Below are 20,067 nucleotides of genomic sequence, written 5' to 3' on the forward strand. Positions count from 1 at the left end.
GGCATCAATCAAGCGCGGTGGTGAACCGTTACGCTGAGCGTAACGATCAGTGGACCAGCCCCGCATCCACCAACAATTTCTCCAATGCCAATAGATCCGGTACCTTCGCCACCTGCTCCCCAACCTGCACCGCTGCCTGCTCCAGCGTACACAGCGGCACGTCGACATAACTCAACTGGCTGTCGAGCTTGTACGAGCGCGGAATCCCCTGCACCAGTAAGGCAATGAAGCGCAGCGTCGGCAATCCGCCGAGGGCGTTGAGGATGACGATCCGGGCCCGTTCGCCGATGACGATCTTGTTGCCGCACGCCGACTCGAAACTCAGCAGCGGAATCTGCCGCTCGCGCCAGGTTACCCGGCCCAGATACCACGGCGGCGTGTCGAGATCGAAGGCACTGGACTGGTAGTCGATCAGCTCGGCGACGGCGACGTTGGGCAGGATCAGGTTGCGATCCGCCAGCGGCAGCAGCAGCCCGGTGAGTTGGTTGGTGCGCTGGTTGTCCCGGCGTTCATGCATGTTTTTTGCTCCACAGCGCGATGCTTTCGAGCAGCACCGATTCCTGGTACGGCTTGCCGAGGTAGTCGTTGACGCCGATGGCCATCGCGCGGTCGCGGTGTTTCTGGCCGGTGCGCGAGGTGATCATGATGATCGGCAGGTGTTTCAGGCGCTCGTCGTGGCGCACCTGGGTCGCCACTTCGAAGCCGTCCATGCGCGGCATTTCGATGTCGAGCAGCATCAGGTCCGGCATGTGTTCTTCCAGCAGCAGCATCGCATCGACCCCGTCCTTGGCGGTCAGCACGTTCATGCCATGACGTTCGAGCAGACGGCTGGTGACCTTGCGCACCGTCACCGAATCGTCGACCACCATCACCAGCAACGGCTTTTGCGGTTCGCTCTCGATTTCGTGACTGGCCGGACGCTGCGGCAACCGCGCCTGCATCGCGCGGATCGGCGCCAGCAGGTCGAGAATCAGCACCACCCGGCCATCGCCGAGAATCGTCGCTCCGGACACGCCCTGCACCGACGCGAACTGCGGGCCGAGGCTCTTGACCACGATCTCGCGGGTTCCGGCCATCGTGTCGACCTGCACCGCGATGTGCCGGTCGTTGCACTGCACCAGCAAGACCGGCACCGGCAGGCTCTGGCCGGACAGTTTCGGCCGTGGGGCAGTTTTCAGCAGCTCGCCCAAGTAGCACAGCTCATAACGCTGGCCGCCGTATTGATAACTCGGCGGGTCGAGACGGAAATGCCCGTCCAGCTCATTCGGCAGCACGCGGACGATGCCGTCGATGGTGTTCAACGGAATCGCGTACTGATCCTCGCCGCACTGCACCATCAGTGCACGGTTGACTGACACGGTGAACGGCAGGCGAATGCGAAAATGCACGCCCTGCCCCGGCACCGAGTCGATGCTCATGGTGCCGCCCAGTTGCCGCACTTCTTCGTGGACCACGTCCATGCCCACGCCGCGCCCGGAAATCTGGGTGATTTTCTCGGCAGTGGAAAAGCCCGGCTGGAGGATGAACTGCAACACTTCGCGGTCGCTGATTTCCGCGTTCGGTGCCAGCAGGCCGCGCTTGATCGCCTTGCGTCGCACCGCGTCCAACGGTACGCCGGCGCCGTCGTCGCGGATGTCGAAAACGATGTCGCTGCCCTCACGGGACAGATCAAGGCTGATCTGACCTTGAGCCGGTTTGCCCGCTGCCAGTCGCACGTCGGCGGGTTCCAGACCATGGTCGACGGCGTTGCGCAGCATATGTTCCAGCGGCGCCGCCATGCGTTCGAGGACGTTGCGATCCATCTCGCCTTCGGCGTTGCCGACGGTGAACGCCACATCCTTGTTCAGCTCTTCGGCCACCTGCCGGACGATGCGCTTGAGTCGCGGCAACATGCGCTCGAACGGCACCATGCGCGTGCGCATCAGGCCTTCCTGCAATTCGGTGTTGATCCGCCCCTGTTGTTGCAACAGGTTCTCCGCGTCGAGGGTGCGCCGGTCGAGGGTTTCCTTGAGGTCGAGCAGGTCGGAGGCGGATTCGAACAGCGCCCGGGACAACTGTTGCAACTGCGAATGGCGATCCATTTCCAGTGGGTCGAATTCTTCGTAGCCCAAACGTTCGGCGTCCACTTGCTGACGGCTGAGAATCCGCCCCTGGGTTTCGGTGTCGAGCCGGCGCAACTGATCGCGCATGCGCTCAATGGTGGTTTCCATCTCGTTCAGGGCCGTCTGCGCATCGCTGACCTGCTGCTCGATACGCCCGCGGAAAATCGAGGTTTCGCCCGCGAGGTTGACCAGGTCATCAAGCAATTCGGCGGAGACCTTGACCATGTCCACACCCGCCTCGGCAGCGGGCGCGGCGGGTTCGGTCTTCAAGGGCACCGGCAGTATCGGCGCAGGCGTTTCCACCGCCACCGGGTGGCTGAAATTCTGGATCGCGCCTATCAGTCGATCCGCCGGCGGGCATGGCTGGCCGGCGCGCACCGCATCGAGCATCTGCGCCAACCGGTCATGGCCGCGCTGCAACAGGGCAAACAGTTCGGCGCTGCTTTGCAGGGTGCCGGAGGACAGGCTTTCGTAAAGGTATTCCAGCTCATGAGCGAGGTCGCCGATGGGGCCGATCTCCACCATTCGCGCGCCGCCCTTGAGGGTGTGCAGGTCGCGCAGCAGGGTTTCCACTTCCTGGCGGTTGCCGGGTTCGGCCTGCCAGCGCAGCAGCGCGGCACCGGAGTTTTCGATGATGTCGAAACCTTCTTCGAGGAAGATTTCCAGCAGCTCCGGATCGTGTCCTGCACCGTCATGGCTGGCGGCGGGTGCCGGTGTTTCGGGACTGCCAGCCTGGCCCTGACGGAACTGGCGGATCGCGTCAATCAAGTCCTGCGCCGGTTTCAAAGGCTGATGGTCATGCAGTTGATCGAGGTACAACGCCAGGCGGTCATGGCTTTGCAGCAACAGTCGGCCCAATGCGTCGCTGTAGTTGTAGCGGCGATCCACCAGGCCTTCGTAAAGGTTTTCCAGCTCCTGGGCCAGGTTGCCAACGGCCTCGACCTCGGCCATCCGCGCACCTCCCTTGAGGGTGTGCAGGTCCCGTTGCAGCGACGACAGTGGCGCGCCGTTTTCCGGATCGTTCAACCAGCGCTGCAAGGCTTGCCCGGCGCTGTCGAGAATGTCCACCGCTTCTTCGAGGAAGATCTCGACGATCTCGTCATCCGCGCCGATTCCGCTGGTGTTTTTTTGCAGTTCGGCAGTGGCGCTGCCCAGCTCGGAAATACTCAGGGTTCGACTGCCGTCGCTGCGAATCAGGCCCATGGCCGACGGGTCGAGGCTTTCGTCGAGCAGTTCGTGCAGCGCACGGATGCGCTGCGGTTGCGGGGTGATTTCCTGGCCGGCGGCCAGTTCGTCGAGCATGTTGATCAGCGCTTCGTGGGCCTGCTGCGCCTCATGGAAAAACCGTTCGCTGACCGCCAGGCTGCTTTCTTCCACCGCGCCATACAGGTCGAGCAAGGCTTCGCACAACACGTCCACCGGCAGCAGATCCGCCAGGTGCGCGCCCTCGCCGAGGGTCGTCAGTTCATCCAGCAACGCACTGAGTTCCTGGCGTTCGCCGGGGTGCTGCTGCCAGCGCTGCAAGAGGTTTTCGGCGTCGAGCAGGATGTCCATGCCCTGGGCCAGGAAGTTGTTGATCAGTTGCGGATCACGCTTGACCCGCAGGGCGCTGCTCGGAGCATTGAGGATGGATTCGAGGCGCTCGCTGAGCAAGGTTTCGGTGCGTTTGATCAGCGACTGCGCACCGACGATTGGCGCCAGAGGGTCGTGTTTGAGCTGGCGCAGACCGACGCGGAACAGGCCTTCGGCTTCCAGCAGCAACTCCACTTCGTCGAGGTCCAGGGCCAGTTGATGAGCCTTGAACTCCCGGGCCAGTTTGTCCAGTGGCGCCGCCAGTTCGGCGATCGGCAATACGCCGGCCATCGACGCGCTGCCCTTGAGGGTGTGCAGCGCGCGCTGCAGTTCGTCGCTGGCTTGCAACGGCACGTGTTCGGCGGCCAGATCGAGAAAGCGGTTGAGGCTGGCGAGGTGGGTTTCGGCTTCGTTGCGGAAAATCTCCAGCAACAGCGGGTCGAGCGCAGCGACGTCTTCTACGTCTTCGGCCGGCAACGGCGTGTCGCCCTTGGCCAATGCATGGGCGCGGGCCGCCAACTGATCGACATCCTGACGCTGGCGCTGATGGTTGATGGCGAATTCGGCAATCAGGTCCGGCAGCAACAGCAACGTTTCGGCCAGCAATTGTTGCACCGCCGGGCCCGGTTCGACGCTGTGCTCCAGCACCCGGTTGAGCAGGTTTTCCACCGCCCAGGCCAGTTCGCCGAGAACCAGCGCACGGACCATGCGCCCGCTGCCCTTCAGAGTGTGAAAAGCGCGGCGCAATTCACTCAATGCCTCCCGGTCCTGCGGATCGGCAGTCCAGCGCGGCAGGTAGTCGCGCAGCACATCGAGCACTTCCTCGGTCTCTTCGAGGAACACTTCACGCAGCTCGTCATCCACCGGCTTTTCATCGGCGGGCGGTGGAAGCAGGCTGCCGGGCGTGGTCAACGCGGGCGGGTTGACCGCTGACACCGGACTGGCCAGCACATCGGCCAGCGACTGGGCGATTTGCGGGTCATCGAGTTCCTGCAGGTCCTGCATCACCAGCGCTTCGCTGGGGCTGAGCACATCGTCGAGCAGCGGCACCCGTTGTTCGTTTGGCGGCTCGTCAGGAAAGTAGCCGAGGCTGGCCAGGCTTTTCTGCGCGACATCGAGCAGTTGCTCGCTCGGTGCCTGCGGGTCATCGGTCAGGCGTTCAAGGTAATACTCGAGACTGGTGATGACATCGGCCAGGTTGTCCAGTTGCTGCCAGCCCGGCTCATGGGGATCGAGCAACAGATGCTCGCGGATAAAACCGTTGCAGGCTTCCAGCAGGCTTGCCGCACGCGCCAACGGGATCATCGCCAGCGCACCGCGCACCTGGGTCAGCAGCGCCGGCAACGGTTGCAGTTGCTGGCGATCCCAGTCGGCGTCGATGTAGTCGACGATCATGTCCTTGGCCTGTTGCAGGCAGATGCGCGCTTCCTTGATCACGATCTGATGGATCTGCGTCAGGTCGGTGGTGGGCAGGCGCGAGTCTTCCGGGCTTTCCGGTTCCACCGTGCCGACCATCCCGGCCAGCGTCGCTTCGACATAGAGCAAGGCGCCGGCGACGTCCATCAGCGTGGCGTCGTTCGGTTCGCGCTGGCCCTGAGCGAGGCTGAGCACCACCGCCAGTTGATCGATGATGACCTTGCGCGGCTGGCCGAAACCGAGCACCGCGAGTGTGTCGGCGATCTGCCGCAGCGGCGCCAGCAGGCTGTCCAGATCCGAGGTGTGCTGGCGGTCGCTGCGCACGAACAGATCGAGGCGTTCCTTGACCCGCACCAGCTCTTCGCACAGCGCCGCGAGCACCGAGCGCATCGCATCGCGGTCGGGGCCGGCCAGGCGCGCGCGTTCTTCGTCGACCATCGCGCTGTCGGGCAACGCGTCGTCCAGGGAGTAGCGATCTTTCATGGTCAGCATCTGCCCGGTGGGATGTTCGGCTTTGGCAATATAGAACAGCAGGCTTTTGAACAGCTCGGGCGGCGGTGGCTGGTTGAGGCCGGCCATGCCTTGTTCGAGCAGGCGCTTGAGCTCCTTGTCGGCGTCCTTGAACAGGCTGCGCAGGGCCGGGCTGTTGGCGATCCGGCCTTCGCGCATGCCCTCGACCAGTGCCGAGGCGACCTGCCACAACGGACTCAAGGGTGAATCGCCGCTCAAGGCTTCGAGGCGGGTGAAGACTTTGCTCAGGTAACCGAGGTGAGTCTGATCGTCCTGTTCGCGGAGCAAGCCCACCAGCGCCATCTGCAACATTTGCCGCAACTTGCGCAGCACATTGGGTAAATCGGCCGGTTCCAGCAGGGCCAGCGCTTCCTGACTCAGCGGCGGCAACTCCGGCAATTGCGGGCTGAACAGGCTGGTCTCCGACAACAGACTTTCGCCCCGGGCGCTGCGCAAATCGTTGATCAGCGGCAGCACCACCAGCGGCAAATCACGGCGGGCGCCTTGAACGCGGTCAAGGTAGATCGGCAATTGGCCGAAGGCCTGCAACAGCAGGTGCAAGGCTTCGTCGCGGTGGCTGACGCGGTCGTTTTGCAGGGCTTCGACCAGATGTTCCATCTCTTCGGCGAGCAAGGCCGCGCCGTAGAACTCGACCATCTGCAGACTGCCGTGGACCTGATGGATGCACGCCAGGCACTCGTCCAGCCCGGGCACCGACTGCGGATCGTCGAGCACGGCTTCGATGGCCTGATGCGCCTGCCTCAGCGTTTCGGCAATTTCGCCCTTGACCCATTCGAGGGCCACGTAGTCGTGCCGGTCACCCATAACCACTCCGCTCGACATGAACTCGCCCGCAGGCCTCACGCCTTGTCCGTGGCGGGCGCTGCCGCCGCCGGCAAGGTGAACCCGGACACCGAACGCCGCAACTGGCTGGCCATTTTCGCCAGGTTGCCGATGCTTTCGGCGGTGGCCGTGGAGCCGGACGACGTCTGCGAGGTGATCTGCTGGATCACATTCATCGTCAGGGAAATCTGCCCGGCCGAAGACGTCTGCTGCTGCGCCGCGTTGGAAATGCTCTGGATCAGCGCCGCGAGGGTCTTGGACACGCCTTCGATTTCTTCCAGGGCCACACCGGCATCCTGCGCCAGCCGTGCGCCGCGCACCACTTCGGTGGTGGTCTGTTCCATGGAAATCACGGCTTCATTGGTGTCGGTCTGGATTGCCCGCACCAGCGTTTCGATCTGCCGGGTCGCGGCGGACGAGCGTTCGGCCAGCCGTTGCACTTCGTCGGCAACCACTGCAAAACCGCGCCCGGCATCACCGGCCATCGAGGCCTGAATGGCCGCGTTGAGGGCGAGGATGTTGGTCTGGTCGGCAATGTCGTCGATCAGACTGACGATGTCGCCGATTTCCTGGGACGACTCGCCCAGACGCTTGATACGTTTGGCGGTGTCCTGGATCTGTTCGCGAATGTTGTCCATGCCATGGATGGTGTTGTGCACCACCTCGTTGCCCTTGTTGGCAATCTCCACCGAACGTTCGGCCACCGCCGAGGATTCAGCAGCGTTGGCCGACACCTGATCGATGGACTGGGCCATGTCGCTGATCGCGGTCGAGGCTTCGGAAATCTGTTGCGCCTGATGCTCCGAGGCCTGGGCCAGGTGCATGGCGGTGGCCTGGGTTTCCTGCACCGCTGCGGCGACCTGGCCGGCGGTGAGGTTGATGGTCGCCACCAGATCGCGCAACTGGTCGACGGAATAATTGATCGAGTCGGCGATGGTCCCGGTGAAGTCTTCGGTCACCGAGGCGGTCACCGTCAGGTCGCCGTCGGCGAGGTCTTCGATTTCATCCAGCAGACGCATGATCGCGTTCTGGTTGCGCTCGTTCTTCTCGGCGGTTTCCTGCAACTGCCGGTTGGTTTCCCGGACCATGACCATGCCGATCAGGATGATCGACGCCAGCGCCAGCAGGCCCAGCACGTAGCCGCCGATAGTGTCGGTGTTGCGCCCGCCGGCGAGGTTCTCGAAGCCGGTGGCCAGGTGCGAAGCTTCGTCGAGCAGGGTCTGCGACAGGCTGAAGATGTTGGTGGCGGACTCGCGCACCTTGAACAGCTCCGGCGAGGTTTCGAGGATTTCATCCACCGAACCGGAAACGAACTGGAACAGCTCGGCGATTTCACTCAGGCGCGCGCGGGCATCACGGTCCTCGACCTGGCTGATCTTCAGCGTCGGGTTGCCTTGCAGCATGCCGTTGAGCACCTGACCGAAGCGCGTGGCGTCACGGCCGAAGGCATCGGCGGCCTGTTGCGAGTTTTCATCGCCGGAGAGCACGGTATTCACCGCGCCGAGAATCCGCTCGGCCAGCAGCGACTGACGCTGGGCCATCGCCACCTGCGCCGCCGGGGCGCCGCGTTGCAGGAGAATCTCGACGACTTTTTCGTATTCGATCTGCAACTGCGGCACGGTTTCGGCCAGGGTCGCGGCGACCTGATGCAGCGACAGTACGGTCTGTTCACTGGATAGAATGGCGTCGGTGTTTTTCAGCAGGCGTTCCCAGTCCAGCTGCACGGCGCGCATTTCCGGGCGCACGGTGGACGGTGCCGGCGGCAGGCCGGTGGACGGGTCGCCCTTCTTCAGATAACCCCAGCGCTGGGCGAAATCGTTGCGCGCATCGCTGAGCAGCTTGAACGCGGCCGACTTGCCGGCCGCGGCTTCGGTAGCGTTCTTGGCGATCCGCTGGGACAGCACCCGCAGCTCACCGGCGTGACCGATGTACTGCTTGTCGTAGTTGGCCTGGGTGTTGAGGTAAGCGAAGTTGGCGAACAGCAGCATGATGAACACGATCAGCGCGATGAACAGCACGATGATCTGCGAGCGGCTGCGCGAGCCTTCTGCGGGCTTGCTGGTTTTTGCTTTGATCATCGGTCCTCGCCTGTTAAACCGCGACGTGCATGAAACTCGGTGACTGCGCCAGCGCAAACAGGCTGAACACTCGCCAGTTCTGCTCGCGCCGGAAATAGCCTTTGACGAACTCGCCCTTGGAGCCTTGCCGTTTACGGATCGAGACGGGTTCGAAGCTGTCCTGCTCGAAGTGCTGCAAGCCGAAAACCTCATCGACCAGCACACCGGCAAACACGTCCTGATGCTCCACTACCAATACCCGCCGCTGCTTGCGCATGGGTGACAGCTCATGGCCGAAGAATCCGCACAGGTCCATGATCGGCAACAACCGTCCGCGCAGATTCGCGACGCCCTTGACCCAGGGCTTTACCCCCGGCAATTGGGTGAAACGCGGTTCGGGCAGCACTTCGCTGACTTCGCCCATGGGCGCGACGTACCAGTGCTCGCCCAAACGAAAGCCGATGCCGCTCCAGCGATCCTGGCGCGCCGGTTGCGACGGCAGGTCCGCCGCCAGCAGGCGACAGCGCTGGTCGATCTGCCACAACAGTTCGAACGCGGTCAGCGACTCGCTCATGGCGGCGCGATCAACCGGCCAGCACGTTGTTCAGGGTCTTGATCAGCGTGTCTTCGTCGACCGGTTTGGTCAGGTAGTCCCTGGCGCCCTGGCGGGTGCCCCAGACCTTGTCGGTTTCCTGATCCTTGGTGGTGATGATGATGACCGGGATATGGCTGGTTTCAGCGTCCTTGGTCAGTTGGCGGGTCGCCTGGAAACCGTTGAGGCCGGGCATGACGATGTCCATCAGCACCGCGTCGGGTTTTTCCTGACGGGCCAGGGCCACGCCGTCGGCGCCGTTTTCGGCTTTCAACACTTCGTGGCCGTGCTTTTCCAGCATGCCGGTCAGTTTGTACATTTCGGTCGGCGAATCATCGACGATCAGAATACGTGCCATGGTCTTCCCCATTTTTCTTGTCGACACCGGGCCCGCTGGCCGAGCGTCACTGTGCGTGTCTTACTGCGGCAAATCAGCGGCAAAGCCCGGAACATGGGCCGCAATCGCGTCGAGCAGTTCTTCCTTGCTGAAAGGCTTGGTCAAAAATTGATCGGAACCGACAATCCGCCCCTTGGCCTTGTCGAACAGCCCGTCGCGGGACGACAGCATGATCACCGGCGTTGCCTTGAAGGCACTGTTGTTCTTGATTAAAGCGCAGGTCTGATAACCATCCAGACGCGGCATCATGATGTCGACAAAAATGATCCCGGGGTGGTTGTCGGCGATCTTCGCCAGGGCGTCGAAACCGTCGATCGCCGTGATGACTTCGCACCCTGCATTTTTCAACAGGGTCTCGGCAGTGCGACGAATCGTTTTCGAGTCGTCGATCACCATGACCTTCAAGGCGCTGGACTGCTGTTCCATAAGGGGGCTCTACCGTCGCCTTTGCGAATCAATTTGTCCGTTTTGCGATGACTGATGGCTGGAAACCCTTGATGTTCAAGGGCCAGCACGGCTGGGAGCCTTTTTAGCACAGTCTCCTGACGCAATCTATCGACGGGTTTTTCCTTGACCGAAAACCCGCCCGGAGCCACTCTGGCGGCACTTTTTTCATACCGATCCGGTAGCCAATTTTCGAGGAAAACCCAATGAGCGTTCGCGTCGGGATAGTCATGGACCCAATCGCCAGCATTTCCTATAAAAAGGATAGCTCGCTGGCCATGCTGCTGGCGGCGCAGAAGCGCGGCTGGGAACTGTTCTACATGGAACAGAAGGATCTTTATCAGGGTGAAGGTCAGGCCCGGGCGCGGATGAAACCGCTGAAAGTCTTCGCCAACCCGGAAAAATGGTTCGAACTGGGCGCCGAACAGGATTCTCTGCTCAGCGACCTGAACGTGATCCTGATGCGTAAGGATCCGCCGTTCGACATGGAGTTCGTCTACTCCACCTACCTTCTCGAACAGGCCGAGTCCGCCGGGGTGCTGGTAGTCAACAAGCCGCAAAGCCTGCGCGACTGTAATGAAAAGCTGTTCGCCACGCTGTTCCCGCAGTGCACGCCGCCGACCATCGTCAGCCGTCGCCCGGACGTGTTGCGCGAATTCGCCGACCATCACGGTGACGTGATTCTCAAGCCGCTGGATGGCATGGGCGGCTCGTCGATTTTCCGGCACACCGCCGGCCATCCAAATCTGTCGGTGATTCTGGAAACACTGACTCTGCACGGCAAGCAACAGATCATGATCCAGGGTTATCTGCCGGCCATCGTCGATGGCGACAAACGCATCCTGATGATCGACGGCGAGCCGGTGGATTACTGCCTGGCGCGGATTCCGGCCCAGGGCGAAACCCGTGGCAACCTCGCGGCCGGCGGCCGAGGCGAAGCCCGTCCGTTGACCGACAAGGATCGCTGGATCGCCGCTCAGGTCGGCCCGACCTTGCGCGAGAAGGGCCTGCTGTTCGTCGGCCTGGACGTGATCGGCGAGCACCTGACCGAAATCAACGTCACCAGCCCGACCTGCATCCGCGAAATCGACAATGCTTTCGGCACCGACATCGGCGGGATGCTGATGGATGCCATCGAGAAAAAGCTGCAAGCTTGATGTACATCACATGCAGCCTGTCGCTTGATGCTTGAAGCCCAAGGCGTGAAACCAACATTGCGTTATCATGCGCGGCCTGTGAAAAACGCGATGTTGGTTTTCTTGTCATGACACTTCCGTCCGATCTGCCTGCTGAACTCGCCCACCGCGGCGTGCGCCCGGTCGATCGCCTCGGATTTACCCTGTTTCTCGCGGCGCTGATCCATCTGGCGCTGCTGCTCGGCGTGGGTTTCACCATGGTCGAGCCCAAGCAGATCAGCAAGACCCTGGAAATCACCCTCGCCACCTTCAAGAGCGAAAAGAAGCCGGCGAAGGCCGATTTCCTCGCCCAGGAAAACCAGGAAGGCAGCGGCACCCTCGACAAGAAGGCGATCCCCAAGACCACCGAGGTCGCGCCGTTCCAGGACAATCAGGTCAAGAAAGTCACCCCACCACCGGCCGCCAAACCGCAAGTGCAGGAAGCCGCGCCCAAGGCGGCGGTGACCACCGTCGCGCCGAAGCCGAAAAAGGCGCCGACCAAGAAAGAAGAAGCCAAGACCGAGACCAAACCGACAGTCGACGCCCCGACTTTCGACAGCTCGCAGCTCTCCAGCGACATCGCCAGCCTCGAAGCCGAACTGGCCAACGAACAACAGCTGTACGCCAAGCGTCCGCGCATCCACCGCCTCAGCGCGGCATCGACCATGCGCGACAAGGGTGCCTGGTACAAGGACGAATGGCGCAAGAAGGTCGAGCGCATCGGCAACCTCAACTACCCCGAAGAAGCCCGGCGCCAGCAGATTTACGGCAATTTGCGCCTGATGGTGTCGATCAACCGCGACGGCTCGCTGTATGAAGTGCTGGTGCTGGAATCCTCAGGCCAGCCGCTGCTGGATCAGGCGGCACAGCGCATCGTCCGGCTGGCCGCGCCTTTCGCACCGTTTACCGGGGACCTGTCGGACATCGACCGGCTGGAAATCATCCGCACCTGGAAATTCGCCCGGGGCGACCGGCTGTCCAGCAACTGAGCCGATCTTTTGACTGCTCCAGCTTGTCAGTTCGCCCCCCGAACGCCACACTAGCGCACATGAAAAACGTCAGCCCCAGCTACCTCAAGCATCACTTCCTGATCGCCATGCCACACATGGCCGACCCGAACTTTGCCCACACCTTGACCTACATCGTCGAGCACACGGCCAATGGGGCCATGGGGCTGGTGGTCAACCGACCACAAGAGCTGAATCTGGCCGACATCCTCGAACAACTGCGCCCGGACATCGATCCGCCAGCACTGTGCCAGCATGTACCGATCTTCATCGGCGGTCCGGTGCAGACCGATCGCGGTTTTGTCCTGCATCCGGCGGGCCAGACCTTCCAGGCCACCGTCGAGCTGGACGGCGATCTCGCGCTGTCCACTTCGCAGGACGTGCTGTTCGCCATCGCCGACGGCGTGGGCCCGGCCAAAAGCGTCATCACCCTCGGCTATGCCGGCTGGGAAGCTGGACAACTGGAGGCCGAACTGGCCGACAACGCCTGGCTGACCTGCCCGTACGACGCCGACATCCTGTTCAACACCAGCAGTGAACTGCGCCTGGAAGCGGCAGCCAGGCACCTGGGGATCAACCTCAGCCTGCTGACCAGCCAGGCAGGACACGCCTGATGGCCCTGCGCCTGATCCTCGGCTTCGACTACGGCACCAAACAGATCGGCGTCGCGGTCGGCCAGGTGATTACCGGCCAGGCCCGCGAACTGTGCACCTTGAAGGCGCAAAACGGTGTGCCGGACTGGAATCAGGTCGAAGCCCTGATAAAGGAATGGAAGCCCGATGCCGTGGTGGTCGGCCTGCCGCTGAACATGGACGGCACGCCCAGCGAAATGTGCGCCCGCGCCGAGAAATTCGCCCGGCGCCTCAACGGCCGCTTCAACCTGCCTTTCTATACCCACGACGAACGCCTGACGACCTTCGAAGCCAAGGGCGAACGACTGGTGCGCGGCGGGCAGAAAGGCAGTTACCGCGACAACCCGGTGGACGCCATCGCCGCCGCCCTGCTGCTGCAAGGTTGGCTCGACGAAAACACCGCACTATTTGAATCCTGACAAGCGCTACGGCGCTTTTCTTTTGGTTACAACCCGAGCCACGGTTCGCGAGAACCGGCTCGACCCCAAGAAGGAGCAACCATGAGCCTGCCCAATCCCGCCGATCTGATCAGCCAGATGGCGACCCGCCTCAAGGCGCACCTTGCCCAGCGTGATATCAGCGAACCGCGTTACATCGGCATCCGCACCGGCGGCGTCTGGGTCGCCCAGGCCCTGCTCGCAGAGCTCGGCAGCGATGCGCCATTGGGTACGCTGGACGTTTCCTTCTACCGCGACGACTTCAGCCAGAACGGTTTGCACCCGCAAGTGCGCCCGTCCGCCCTGCCCTTCGAAATCGAAGGCCAGCATCTGGTGCTGATCGACGACGTACTGATGAGCGGCCGGACCATCCGCGCCGCGATGAACGAACTGTTCGACTACGGCCGCCCGGCCAGCGTGACGCTGGTCTGCCTGCTCGATCTGGACGCCGGCGAACTGCCGATCCGCCCGAACGTGGTCGGCGCGACCCTGTCGCTGGCCGCCCACGAGCGGGTCAAGCTGTCCGGCCCGGAGCTGGCCCTCGAACTGCAAGACCTCGCCCCTTAATCCGCCCTATTGAGAGTCCCCTTCGCGATGACGCCTCTAGATACCAAGCGCCCGCTGCAGCTCAATGATCAGGGCCAGCTGCGCCACTTCCTCTCGCTCGACGGCCTGCACCGCGAGTTGCTGACGGAAATCCTCGACACCGCCGACTCGTTCCTCGAAGTCGGTGCCCGGGCCGTGAAGAAGGTCCCGTTGCTGCGCGGCAAGACCGTGTGCAACGTGTTCTTCGAAAACTCCACCCGCACTCGCACCACCTTCGAACTGGCGGCCCAGCGACTGTCGGCGGACGTGATTACCCTGAACGTGTCGACCTCGTCGGCCAGCAAGGGCGAAACCCTGCTCGATACCCTGCGCAACCTCGAAGCCATGGCCGCCGACATGTTCGTCGTGCGCCACGGTGACTCCGGCGCTGCGCACTTCATCGCCGAACATGTCTGCCCGCAGGTGGCGATCATCAACGGCGGCGACGGCCGTCACGCGCACCCGACCCAGGGCATGCTCGACATGCTGACCATCCGTCGGCACAAGGGCGGCTTCGAAAACCTTTCGGTGGCCATCGTCGGCGACATCCTGCACTCGCGGGTGGCGCGCTCGAACATGCTCGCCCTGAAAACCCTCGGTTGCCCGGACATCCGCGTGATCGCGCCGAAGACCCTGCTGCCGATCGGCATCGAGCAATACGGCGTGAAGGTCTACACCGACATGACCGAAGGCCTGAAAGACGTCGACGTGGTGATCATGCTGCGCCTGCAGCGTGAGCGCATGACCGGCGGCCTGCTGCCGAGCGAAGGTGAGTTCTATCGCCTGTTCGGCCTGACCACCGCGCGCCTGGCAGGCGCCAAACCCGACTGCATCGTCATGCACCCGGGGCCGATCAACCGCGGCGTGGAGATCGAGTCGGCGGTGGCCGACGGCCCGCACTCGGTGATCCTCAATCAAGTCACTTACGGCATCGCGATCCGTATGGCCGTGCTGTCGATGGCCATGAGCGGACAAACAGCGCAGCGTCAATTCGAGCAGGAGAACGCCCAGTGAAGCTCAGCATTCTCGGCGCCCGCGTCATCGATCCAAGCAGCGGCCTGGATCAAATCACCGATATTCACGTTGAAGCCTGCAAGATCGTCGCCCTCGGCGCTGCACCGGCCGGTTTCAGCGCCGTCGAAACCATCGACGCCCAAGGCCTTGTCGCCGCTCCCGGCCTCGTAGACCTGAACGTTGCCCTGCGCGAGCCGGGCTACAGCCGCAAAGGCACCATCGCCAGCGAAACCCGCGCGGCTGCGGCCGGCGGCGTAACCAGCCTGTGCTGCCCGCCGAAGACCAAACCGGTGCTCGACACCTCCGCCGTGGCCGAGCTGATCCTCGACCGCGCCCGCGAGGCCGGCAACACCAAAGTGTTCCCGATCGGCGCCCTGAGCAAAAGCCTGGACGGCGAACAGCTTGCAGAACTCGTTGCACTGCGCGACGCCGGTTGCGTGGCGTTCGGCAACGGCCTGGAGAGCTTCCGCAACACCCGTACCCTGTGCCGGGCGCTGGAGTACGCGGCGACCTTTGACCTGACGGTGATTTTCAACTCCCAGGATCACGACCTGGCCGACGGCGGCCTGGCCCACGAAGGCGCCACCGCCAGTTTCCTCGGCCTGCCGGGCATTCCGGAAACCGCTGAAACCGTGGCCCTGGCCCGTGACCTGCTGCTGGTCGAACAGACCGGCGTGCGTGCGCACTTCAGCCAGTTGACCAGTGCTCGCGGCGTGGCCCTGATCGCTCAGGCCCAGGCTCGTGGTTTGAAAGTCACGGCGGATGTCGCCCTGTATCAGTTGATCCTGACGGACGAAGCGCTGATCGATTTCAGCAGCCTGTATCACGTACAACCACCGCTGCGTACCCGCGCCGACCGCGATGGCCTGCGCGAGGCGGTGAAGTCCGGGGTGGTCTCGGCGATCTCCAGCCATCACCAGCCTCACGAGCGCGATGCCAAACTCGCACCGTTCGGTGCGACCGAGCCGGGCATCAGCAGCGTTGAACTGCTGCTGCCGCTGGCGATGACGCTGGTCGAGGATGGTCTGCTGGACCTGCCGACCCTGTTGGCCCGCCTGAGCGCCGGCCCGGCCGAGGCCTTGCGCCTGCCGGCGGGCAACCTGGCGGTGGGTGGCGCGGCGGATATCGTGCTGTTCGATCCGAAGGCCTCGACCGTTGCCGGCGAAACCTGGCTGTCGAAGGGCGAGAACTGCCCGTTCATCGGCCATAGTCTGCCAAGCGTGGTGCGTTACACCCTGGTGGATGGCCGGATCAGCCATCAGGCATAAAAAAATGGCGAGGGAGCTTGCTCCCTCGCCATCACTTACTGAAAAGTGCCCCGCCCTTCGGCATTACGCACCGACACCTGATCATTCAGCGTCCAGAAGTCATACAGCACGCCCAGAAAGAACAACCCGCCGGTCAGCAGATAAATCACCCCGCTGATCCACTTGCCCTGATACATCCGGTGCACGCCGAACGCGCCGAGGAACGTCAACAGAATCCACGCCACGTTGTATTCGATCGGCCCCGCCTCAAAGCGCAGGTCCGCTTCCCGGTCCATTGCCGGGATCAGGAACACGTCGATCAGCCAGCCAATCCCCAACAGCCCGAAGGTGAAAAACCAGATCGTGCCGGTCACCGGCTTGCCGTAATAGAAGCGGTGCGACCCGGTAAAACCGAAGATCCACAACAGATAACCGATCACCTTGCTATGGGTGTCCTTTTCCTTCACTTGGGGCAGTTGATAGCGGTTCATGAAGACCTCGATACACGCGATAGATAAATTTTCTTTAATTCTTTGTGACTTTTTTACAGGTACCCGACGTACGGCAAATGCTACCTTGTGGTCGGTCAAAGCCTTATAGCACCTGACTTCTGTCCGACAATTGCGTCTATTTGCCGCTTGTTTGGTTCCGTTGCCCGCCTTTTGAATCGACCAACGGCCTCGGAAGGGACAAAAAAGCTGTTATAAAGTTGCGCGCTAACACATAAGAGCCCTGCCTAATGCGTCCATTTTTCAAGACATGGCTAACTATTTGCCTATTAATGCCACTGGCCGCCCACGCCACCAATCGTGAGCAACGTCTTCCCAACGTTAACGGTTTCACCCCCAAATCCCATGCCTCTGCTCCTTCGAACAAAGGCAAACAAACGAAACACACCACGCTCGCCAGCAAGGGTCACGGCAAGCTGGTTCCACCGATGGCGAACAAAGAAAGCAGCAACGTCCTCAGTCGTGCGGTGAACGTCCTCGGTACACCTTACCGTTGGGGCGGCAGCAGCCCGAGTAAAGGCTTCGACTGCAGCGGCCTGGTGAAATACGCGTTCAACGACGCGACTTTCGACCTGCCGCGCACCTCGAATGCCATGGCCAGCGGTCACGGCGAGAAAGTCGAGCGCAAGGATCTCAAGCCTGGCGACCTGATTTTCTTCAACATCAAGAGCCGTCGGGTCAATCACGTTGCCATCTACCTGGGCAACGACCGCTTCATCCACGCACCGCGCCGTGGCAAAGCGGTGAGCATCGATACGCTGAACAAGCCGTATTGGGAACAGCATTACGTGGTTGCCAAGCGCGTGCTGCCGAAAGAACCGGGCGGCAAGCAGATGCGCGTGGTTCAACGCTGATCCTTGCAGATCACAAAAAACGCAGCCCTCGGGCTGCGTTTTTTTTCGTCACTAGAAGTTATCCGGCGTCCGCGCCTTCTCCCGCGCATGCTCGCGACTGACCAGGCCCTTGGTCACCAGATCCTTCAGGCACATGTCGAGTGTCTGCATCCCCAGCGACCCGCCAGTCTGGATCGCCGAATACATCTGCGCCACCTTGTCCTCGCGGATCAGGTTACGGATCGCCGACGTACCCAGCATGATCTCGTGGGCCGCCACCCGGCCGCCGCCGATCTTCTTGATCAGCGTCTGCGAGACCACGGCCAGCAACGACTCCGACAGCATCGAACGCACCATGGACTTCTCATCCCCCGGAAATACGTCCACCACCCGGTCGATGGTCTTGGCCGCCGACGTGGTGTGCAGTGTGCCGAACACCAGATGCCCGGTTTCCGCAGCGGTCAGCGCCAGACGGATGGTTTCCAGGTCGCGCATCTCGCCCACCAGGATCACATCCGGGTCTTCCCGCAGCGCCGAGCGCAGTGCCGTGGCGAAACTGCGGGTATCGCGGTGGACTTCACGCTGATTGATCAGGCATTTGCGCGATTCGTGGACGAATTCGATCGGGTCTTCGATGGTCAGGATGTGGTGATGACGATGAGTGTTGAGGTAATCGATCATCGCCGCCAGGGTGGTGGACTTGCCGGAGCCGGTCGGCCCGGTCACCAGCACCAGCCCGCGCGGGGCGTCGGTGATCTTGCGAAAGACGTCGCCCATGGCGAGGTCTTCCATGCTCAGCACTTTCGACGGGATGGTGCGGAATACGGCGCCGGCGCCACGGTTCTGGTTAAAGGCGTTGACCCGAAACCGCGCCACACCCGGCACTTCGAAGGAAAAGTCGGTTTCCAGATGTTTCTCGAACTCCACCCGCTGGGTGTCGTTCATGATGTCGTAGATCAGCTCATGCACCTGTTTGTGATCCAGCGCCGGCAGATTGATCCGCCGCACATCGCCATCCACGCGGATCATCGGCGGCAGTCCGGCCGACAGGTGCAGGTCGGAAGCGCCCTGTTTGGCGCTGAAGGCCAGCAGTTCAGTGATATCCATAGCGTCCCTCAATTCCAGTAGAATGCCGCGAACCTTCAGACCGCTGGCGCCTCTTGATGTCCACGATAGCAGACAACATTGCCCTCGTTAGTTCACGCATTCATGCCGCCACCGCTGCCGCCGGCCGCGATGAAAACAGCGTCCAGCTGCTGGCCGTGAGCAAGACCAAACCCGCCCAAGCCCTGCGCGAAGCGTACGCCGCCGGCCTGCGTGACTTTGGCGAGAACTACCTGCAGGAAGCTTTGGGCAAACAGCTCGAACTGGCCGACCTGCCCTTGATCTGGCACTTCATCGGCCCCATTCAGTCGAACAAGACCCGCTCGATTGCCGAGCATTTCGCCTGGGTGCACTCCGTGGATCGTCTGAAAATCGCCCAACGCCTGTCCGAACAACGCCCGGCGGACCTGCCGCCACTGAATATCTGCATTCAGGTCAACGTCAGCGGTGAAGCCAGCAAGTCCGGCTGCACCCCGGCCGACCTGCCGGCCCTGGCCCAGGCCATCAGCGCCCTGCCGCGCTTGAAGTTGCGCGGGCTGATGGCGATTCCCGAGCCGACCGAAGATCGCGCCGAGCAAGACGCTGCATTCGCTGCCGTTCAGAAGCTGCAGGCCGGCCTCGACCTGCCGCTCGACACACTTTCCATGGGCATGAGCCACGACCTCGAGTCGGCCATTGCCCAGGGTGCCACCTGGGTCCGTATCGGTACGGCCCTGTTTGGCGCTCGCGACTACTCCCAATCTTGATGATTTCCAGATAAGGACCTGACATGAGCAACACGCGTATTGCCTTTATCGGTGCCGGCAACATGGCCGCCAGCCTGATCGGCGGCCTGCGGGCCAAGGGTCTGGAAGCCGCACACATCCGCGCCAGCGATCCGGGCGAAGAAACCCGCAACCGGGTCAGCGCCGAACATGGCATCGAAACCTTTGCCGACAACGCCCAGGCCATCGACGGCGCCGACGTTGTCGTTCTGGCGGTCAAGCCACAGGCCATGAAGGCCGTGTGCGAAGCGATCCGCCCGAGCCTGAAACCGAATCAGCTGGTGGTGTCCATCGCCGCCGGCATCACCTGCGCCAGCATGACTGCATGGCTTGGCGAGCAGCCGATCGTGCGCTGCATGCCCAACACCCCGGCGCTGCTGCGTCAGGGCGTGAGCGGTCTGTATGCCACCGGCGAAGTGAGCGCCGAACAGCGCCAACAGGCTGAAGAACTGCTGTCCGCCGTGGGCATCGCCTTGTGGCTGAACGAAGAGCAGCAACTGGACGCGGTCACAGCCGTCTCCGGTTCCGGCCCGGCCTACTTCTTCCTGCTGATCGAAGCCATGACCGCCGCTGGCGTCAAACTCGGCCTGCCGAAGGAAACCGCCGAACAACTGACCTTGCAGACCGCACTGGGCGCCGCACACATGGCGGTTTCCAGCGACGTCGACGCTGCCGAGTTGCGCCGTCGCGTGACCTCGCCGGCGGGCACCACGGAAGCCGCGATCAAATCGTTCCAGGCCGGCGGCTTCGAAGCCCTGGTGGAAAAAGCACTCGGCGCCGCCGCGCACCGCTCGGCCGAGATGGCCGAACAACTGGGCAAATAAGGA

General features: G+C 62.5%; 18 protein-coding genes. 10 read left to right on the forward strand and 8 right to left on the reverse strand.

Annotation, left to right across the window (positions count from 1 at the left end):
- Positions 1–46: 46 nt before the first annotated feature.
- From NH234_RS27945 to pilG, 6 genes are read right to left on the reverse strand one after another with little or no spacing between them, the layout of a single operon-like run.
- A complete protein-coding gene (locus NH234_RS27945) occupies positions 47–517 on the reverse strand; it encodes a chemotaxis protein CheW (protein ID WP_367255028.1) in 471 nt (156 codons plus the stop codon).
- Positions 510–6,425, reverse strand: a complete 5,916-nt coding sequence (locus NH234_RS27950) for an Hpt domain-containing protein (RefSeq protein WP_367255030.1) — start codon at positions 6,423–6,425, stop codon at positions 510–512. The genes NH234_RS27945 and NH234_RS27950 overlap by 8 nt, the downstream gene beginning before the upstream one ends.
- A gap of 35 nt (positions 6,426–6,460) precedes the next feature.
- Entirely contained in the window at positions 6,461–8,521 is a 2,061-nt protein-coding gene (locus NH234_RS27955; protein ID WP_367255032.1) for a methyl-accepting chemotaxis protein, read from the reverse strand.
- 13 nt (positions 8,522–8,534) lie between these two features.
- Positions 8,535–9,074: a chemotaxis protein CheW gene (locus NH234_RS27960; RefSeq protein WP_085731577.1), complete on the reverse strand. Its 540-nt coding sequence runs from the start codon at positions 9,072–9,074 to the stop codon at positions 8,535–8,537.
- A 10-nt stretch (positions 9,075–9,084) separates the two neighbouring features.
- Complete coding sequence (gene pilH, locus NH234_RS27965) at positions 9,085–9,450, reverse strand: twitching motility response regulator PilH (protein WP_011336365.1); 366 nt, start codon at positions 9,448–9,450, stop codon at positions 9,085–9,087.
- 60 nt (positions 9,451–9,510) lie between these two features.
- On the reverse strand, positions 9,511–9,915 hold the full coding sequence (gene pilG, locus NH234_RS27970) for a twitching motility response regulator PilG (RefSeq protein ID WP_085709083.1): 405 nt from the start codon (positions 9,913–9,915) through the stop codon (positions 9,511–9,513).
- 224 nt (positions 9,916–10,139) lie between these two features.
- On the opposite strand from pilG, the gene gshB reads away from it, so the two are divergent.
- The 7 genes from gshB to NH234_RS28005 all read left to right on the forward strand — a co-directional run bounded on the left by gshB (position 10,140) and on the right by NH234_RS28005 (position 16,051).
- Positions 10,140–11,090, forward strand: coding sequence for a glutathione synthase (gshB, locus tag NH234_RS27975; RefSeq protein ID WP_367255034.1), 951 nt, complete (start codon positions 10,140–10,142; stop codon positions 11,088–11,090).
- A gap of 107 nt (positions 11,091–11,197) precedes the next feature.
- Positions 11,198–12,097: an energy transducer TonB gene (locus NH234_RS27980; protein WP_085731575.1), complete on the forward strand. Its 900-nt coding sequence runs from the start codon at positions 11,198–11,200 to the stop codon at positions 12,095–12,097.
- A gap of 59 nt (positions 12,098–12,156) precedes the next feature.
- A complete protein-coding gene (locus NH234_RS27985; protein ID WP_085689619.1) occupies positions 12,157–12,729 on the forward strand; it encodes a YqgE/AlgH family protein in 573 nt (190 codons plus the stop codon).
- Entirely contained in the window at positions 12,729–13,166 is a 438-nt protein-coding gene (gene ruvX, locus NH234_RS27990) for a Holliday junction resolvase RuvX (protein ID WP_007953334.1), read from the forward strand. The genes NH234_RS27985 and ruvX overlap by 1 nt, the downstream gene beginning before the upstream one ends.
- An 81-nt stretch (positions 13,167–13,247) precedes the next feature.
- Positions 13,248–13,751, forward strand: coding sequence for a bifunctional pyr operon transcriptional regulator/uracil phosphoribosyltransferase PyrR (gene pyrR, locus NH234_RS27995; RefSeq protein WP_367255038.1), 504 nt, complete (start codon positions 13,248–13,250; stop codon positions 13,749–13,751).
- Positions 13,752–13,778: 27 nt separating this feature from the next.
- A complete protein-coding gene (locus NH234_RS28000) occupies positions 13,779–14,783 on the forward strand; it encodes an aspartate carbamoyltransferase catalytic subunit (RefSeq protein ID WP_367255040.1) in 1,005 nt (334 codons plus the stop codon).
- Entirely contained in the window at positions 14,780–16,051 is a 1,272-nt protein-coding gene (locus tag NH234_RS28005; RefSeq protein ID WP_367255042.1) for a dihydroorotase, read from the forward strand. Before NH234_RS28000 ends, NH234_RS28005 begins: the two co-directional genes overlap by 4 nt.
- A gap of 35 nt (positions 16,052–16,086) precedes the next feature.
- On the opposite strand, the gene NH234_RS28010 is transcribed toward NH234_RS28005, so the two are convergent.
- A complete protein-coding gene (locus NH234_RS28010) occupies positions 16,087–16,521 on the reverse strand; it encodes a TM2 domain-containing protein (RefSeq protein ID WP_085731573.1) in 435 nt (144 codons plus the stop codon).
- Between the two features lie 248 nt (positions 16,522–16,769).
- Here NH234_RS28010 and NH234_RS28015 point away from each other — a divergent pair, with 248 nt between their 5' ends.
- A complete protein-coding gene (locus tag NH234_RS28015; protein ID WP_085709074.1) occupies positions 16,770–17,393 on the forward strand; it encodes a C40 family peptidase in 624 nt (207 codons plus the stop codon).
- A gap of 51 nt (positions 17,394–17,444) precedes the next feature.
- Here the strand turns inward: NH234_RS28015 and NH234_RS28020 are convergent, their stop codons facing one another.
- On the reverse strand, positions 17,445–18,479 hold the full coding sequence (locus tag NH234_RS28020) for a type IV pilus twitching motility protein PilT (protein WP_085731571.1): 1,035 nt from the start codon (positions 18,477–18,479) through the stop codon (positions 17,445–17,447).
- A 56-nt stretch (positions 18,480–18,535) separates the two neighbouring features.
- On the opposite strand from NH234_RS28020, the gene NH234_RS28025 reads away from it, so the two are divergent.
- Entirely contained in the window at positions 18,536–19,222 is a 687-nt protein-coding gene (locus tag NH234_RS28025; protein ID WP_085731570.1) for a YggS family pyridoxal phosphate-dependent enzyme, read from the forward strand.
- Positions 19,223–19,245: 23 nt separating this feature from the next.
- Entirely contained in the window at positions 19,246–20,064 is an 819-nt protein-coding gene (gene proC / locus NH234_RS28030) for a pyrroline-5-carboxylate reductase (RefSeq protein ID WP_085731569.1), read from the forward strand.
- The last annotated feature ends 3 nt before the right edge of the window (positions 20,065–20,067 follow it).

Source organism: Pseudomonas sp. stari2 (assembly GCF_040760005.1).
GTDB lineage: Bacteria > Pseudomonadota > Gammaproteobacteria > Pseudomonadales > Pseudomonadaceae > Aquipseudomonas.

Excerpts from the sequence above, each read along its gene's own strand:
- NH234_RS27945 (WP_367255028.1), bottom strand. The coding sequence starts at position 517 with ATGCATGAACGCCGGGACAACCAGCGCACCAACCAACTCACCGGGCTG.
- NH234_RS27950 (WP_367255030.1), bottom strand. The coding sequence starts at position 6,425 with ATGGGTGACCGGCACGACTACGTGGCCCTCGAATGGGTCAAGGGCGAA.
- NH234_RS27955 (WP_367255032.1), bottom strand. The coding sequence starts at position 8,521 with ATGATCAAAGCAAAAACCAGCAAGCCCGCAGAAGGCTCGCGCAGCCGC.
- NH234_RS27960 (WP_085731577.1), bottom strand. The coding sequence starts at position 9,074 with ATGAGCGAGTCGCTGACCGCGTTCGAACTGTTGTGGCAGATCGACCAG.
- pilH (WP_011336365.1), bottom strand. The coding sequence starts at position 9,450 with ATGGCACGTATTCTGATCGTCGATGATTCGCCGACCGAAATGTACAAA.
- pilG (WP_085709083.1), bottom strand. The coding sequence starts at position 9,915 with ATGGAACAGCAGTCCAGCGCCTTGAAGGTCATGGTGATCGACGACTCG.
- gshB (WP_367255034.1), top strand. The coding sequence starts at position 10,140 with ATGAGCGTTCGCGTCGGGATAGTCATGGACCCAATCGCCAGCATTTCC.
- NH234_RS27980 (WP_085731575.1), top strand. The coding sequence starts at position 11,198 with ATGACACTTCCGTCCGATCTGCCTGCTGAACTCGCCCACCGCGGCGTG.
- NH234_RS27985 (WP_085689619.1), top strand. The coding sequence starts at position 12,157 with ATGAAAAACGTCAGCCCCAGCTACCTCAAGCATCACTTCCTGATCGCC.
- ruvX (WP_007953334.1), top strand. The coding sequence starts at position 12,729 with ATGGCCCTGCGCCTGATCCTCGGCTTCGACTACGGCACCAAACAGATC.
- pyrR (WP_367255038.1), top strand. The coding sequence starts at position 13,248 with ATGAGCCTGCCCAATCCCGCCGATCTGATCAGCCAGATGGCGACCCGC.
- NH234_RS28000 (WP_367255040.1), top strand. The coding sequence starts at position 13,779 with ATGACGCCTCTAGATACCAAGCGCCCGCTGCAGCTCAATGATCAGGGC.
- NH234_RS28010 (WP_085731573.1), bottom strand. The coding sequence starts at position 16,521 with ATGAACCGCTATCAACTGCCCCAAGTGAAGGAAAAGGACACCCATAGC.
- NH234_RS28015 (WP_085709074.1), top strand. The coding sequence starts at position 16,770 with ATGCGTCCATTTTTCAAGACATGGCTAACTATTTGCCTATTAATGCCA.
- NH234_RS28020 (WP_085731571.1), bottom strand. The coding sequence starts at position 18,479 with ATGGATATCACTGAACTGCTGGCCTTCAGCGCCAAACAGGGCGCTTCC.
- NH234_RS28025 (WP_085731570.1), top strand. The coding sequence starts at position 18,536 with ATGTCCACGATAGCAGACAACATTGCCCTCGTTAGTTCACGCATTCAT.
- proC (WP_085731569.1), top strand. The coding sequence starts at position 19,246 with ATGAGCAACACGCGTATTGCCTTTATCGGTGCCGGCAACATGGCCGCC.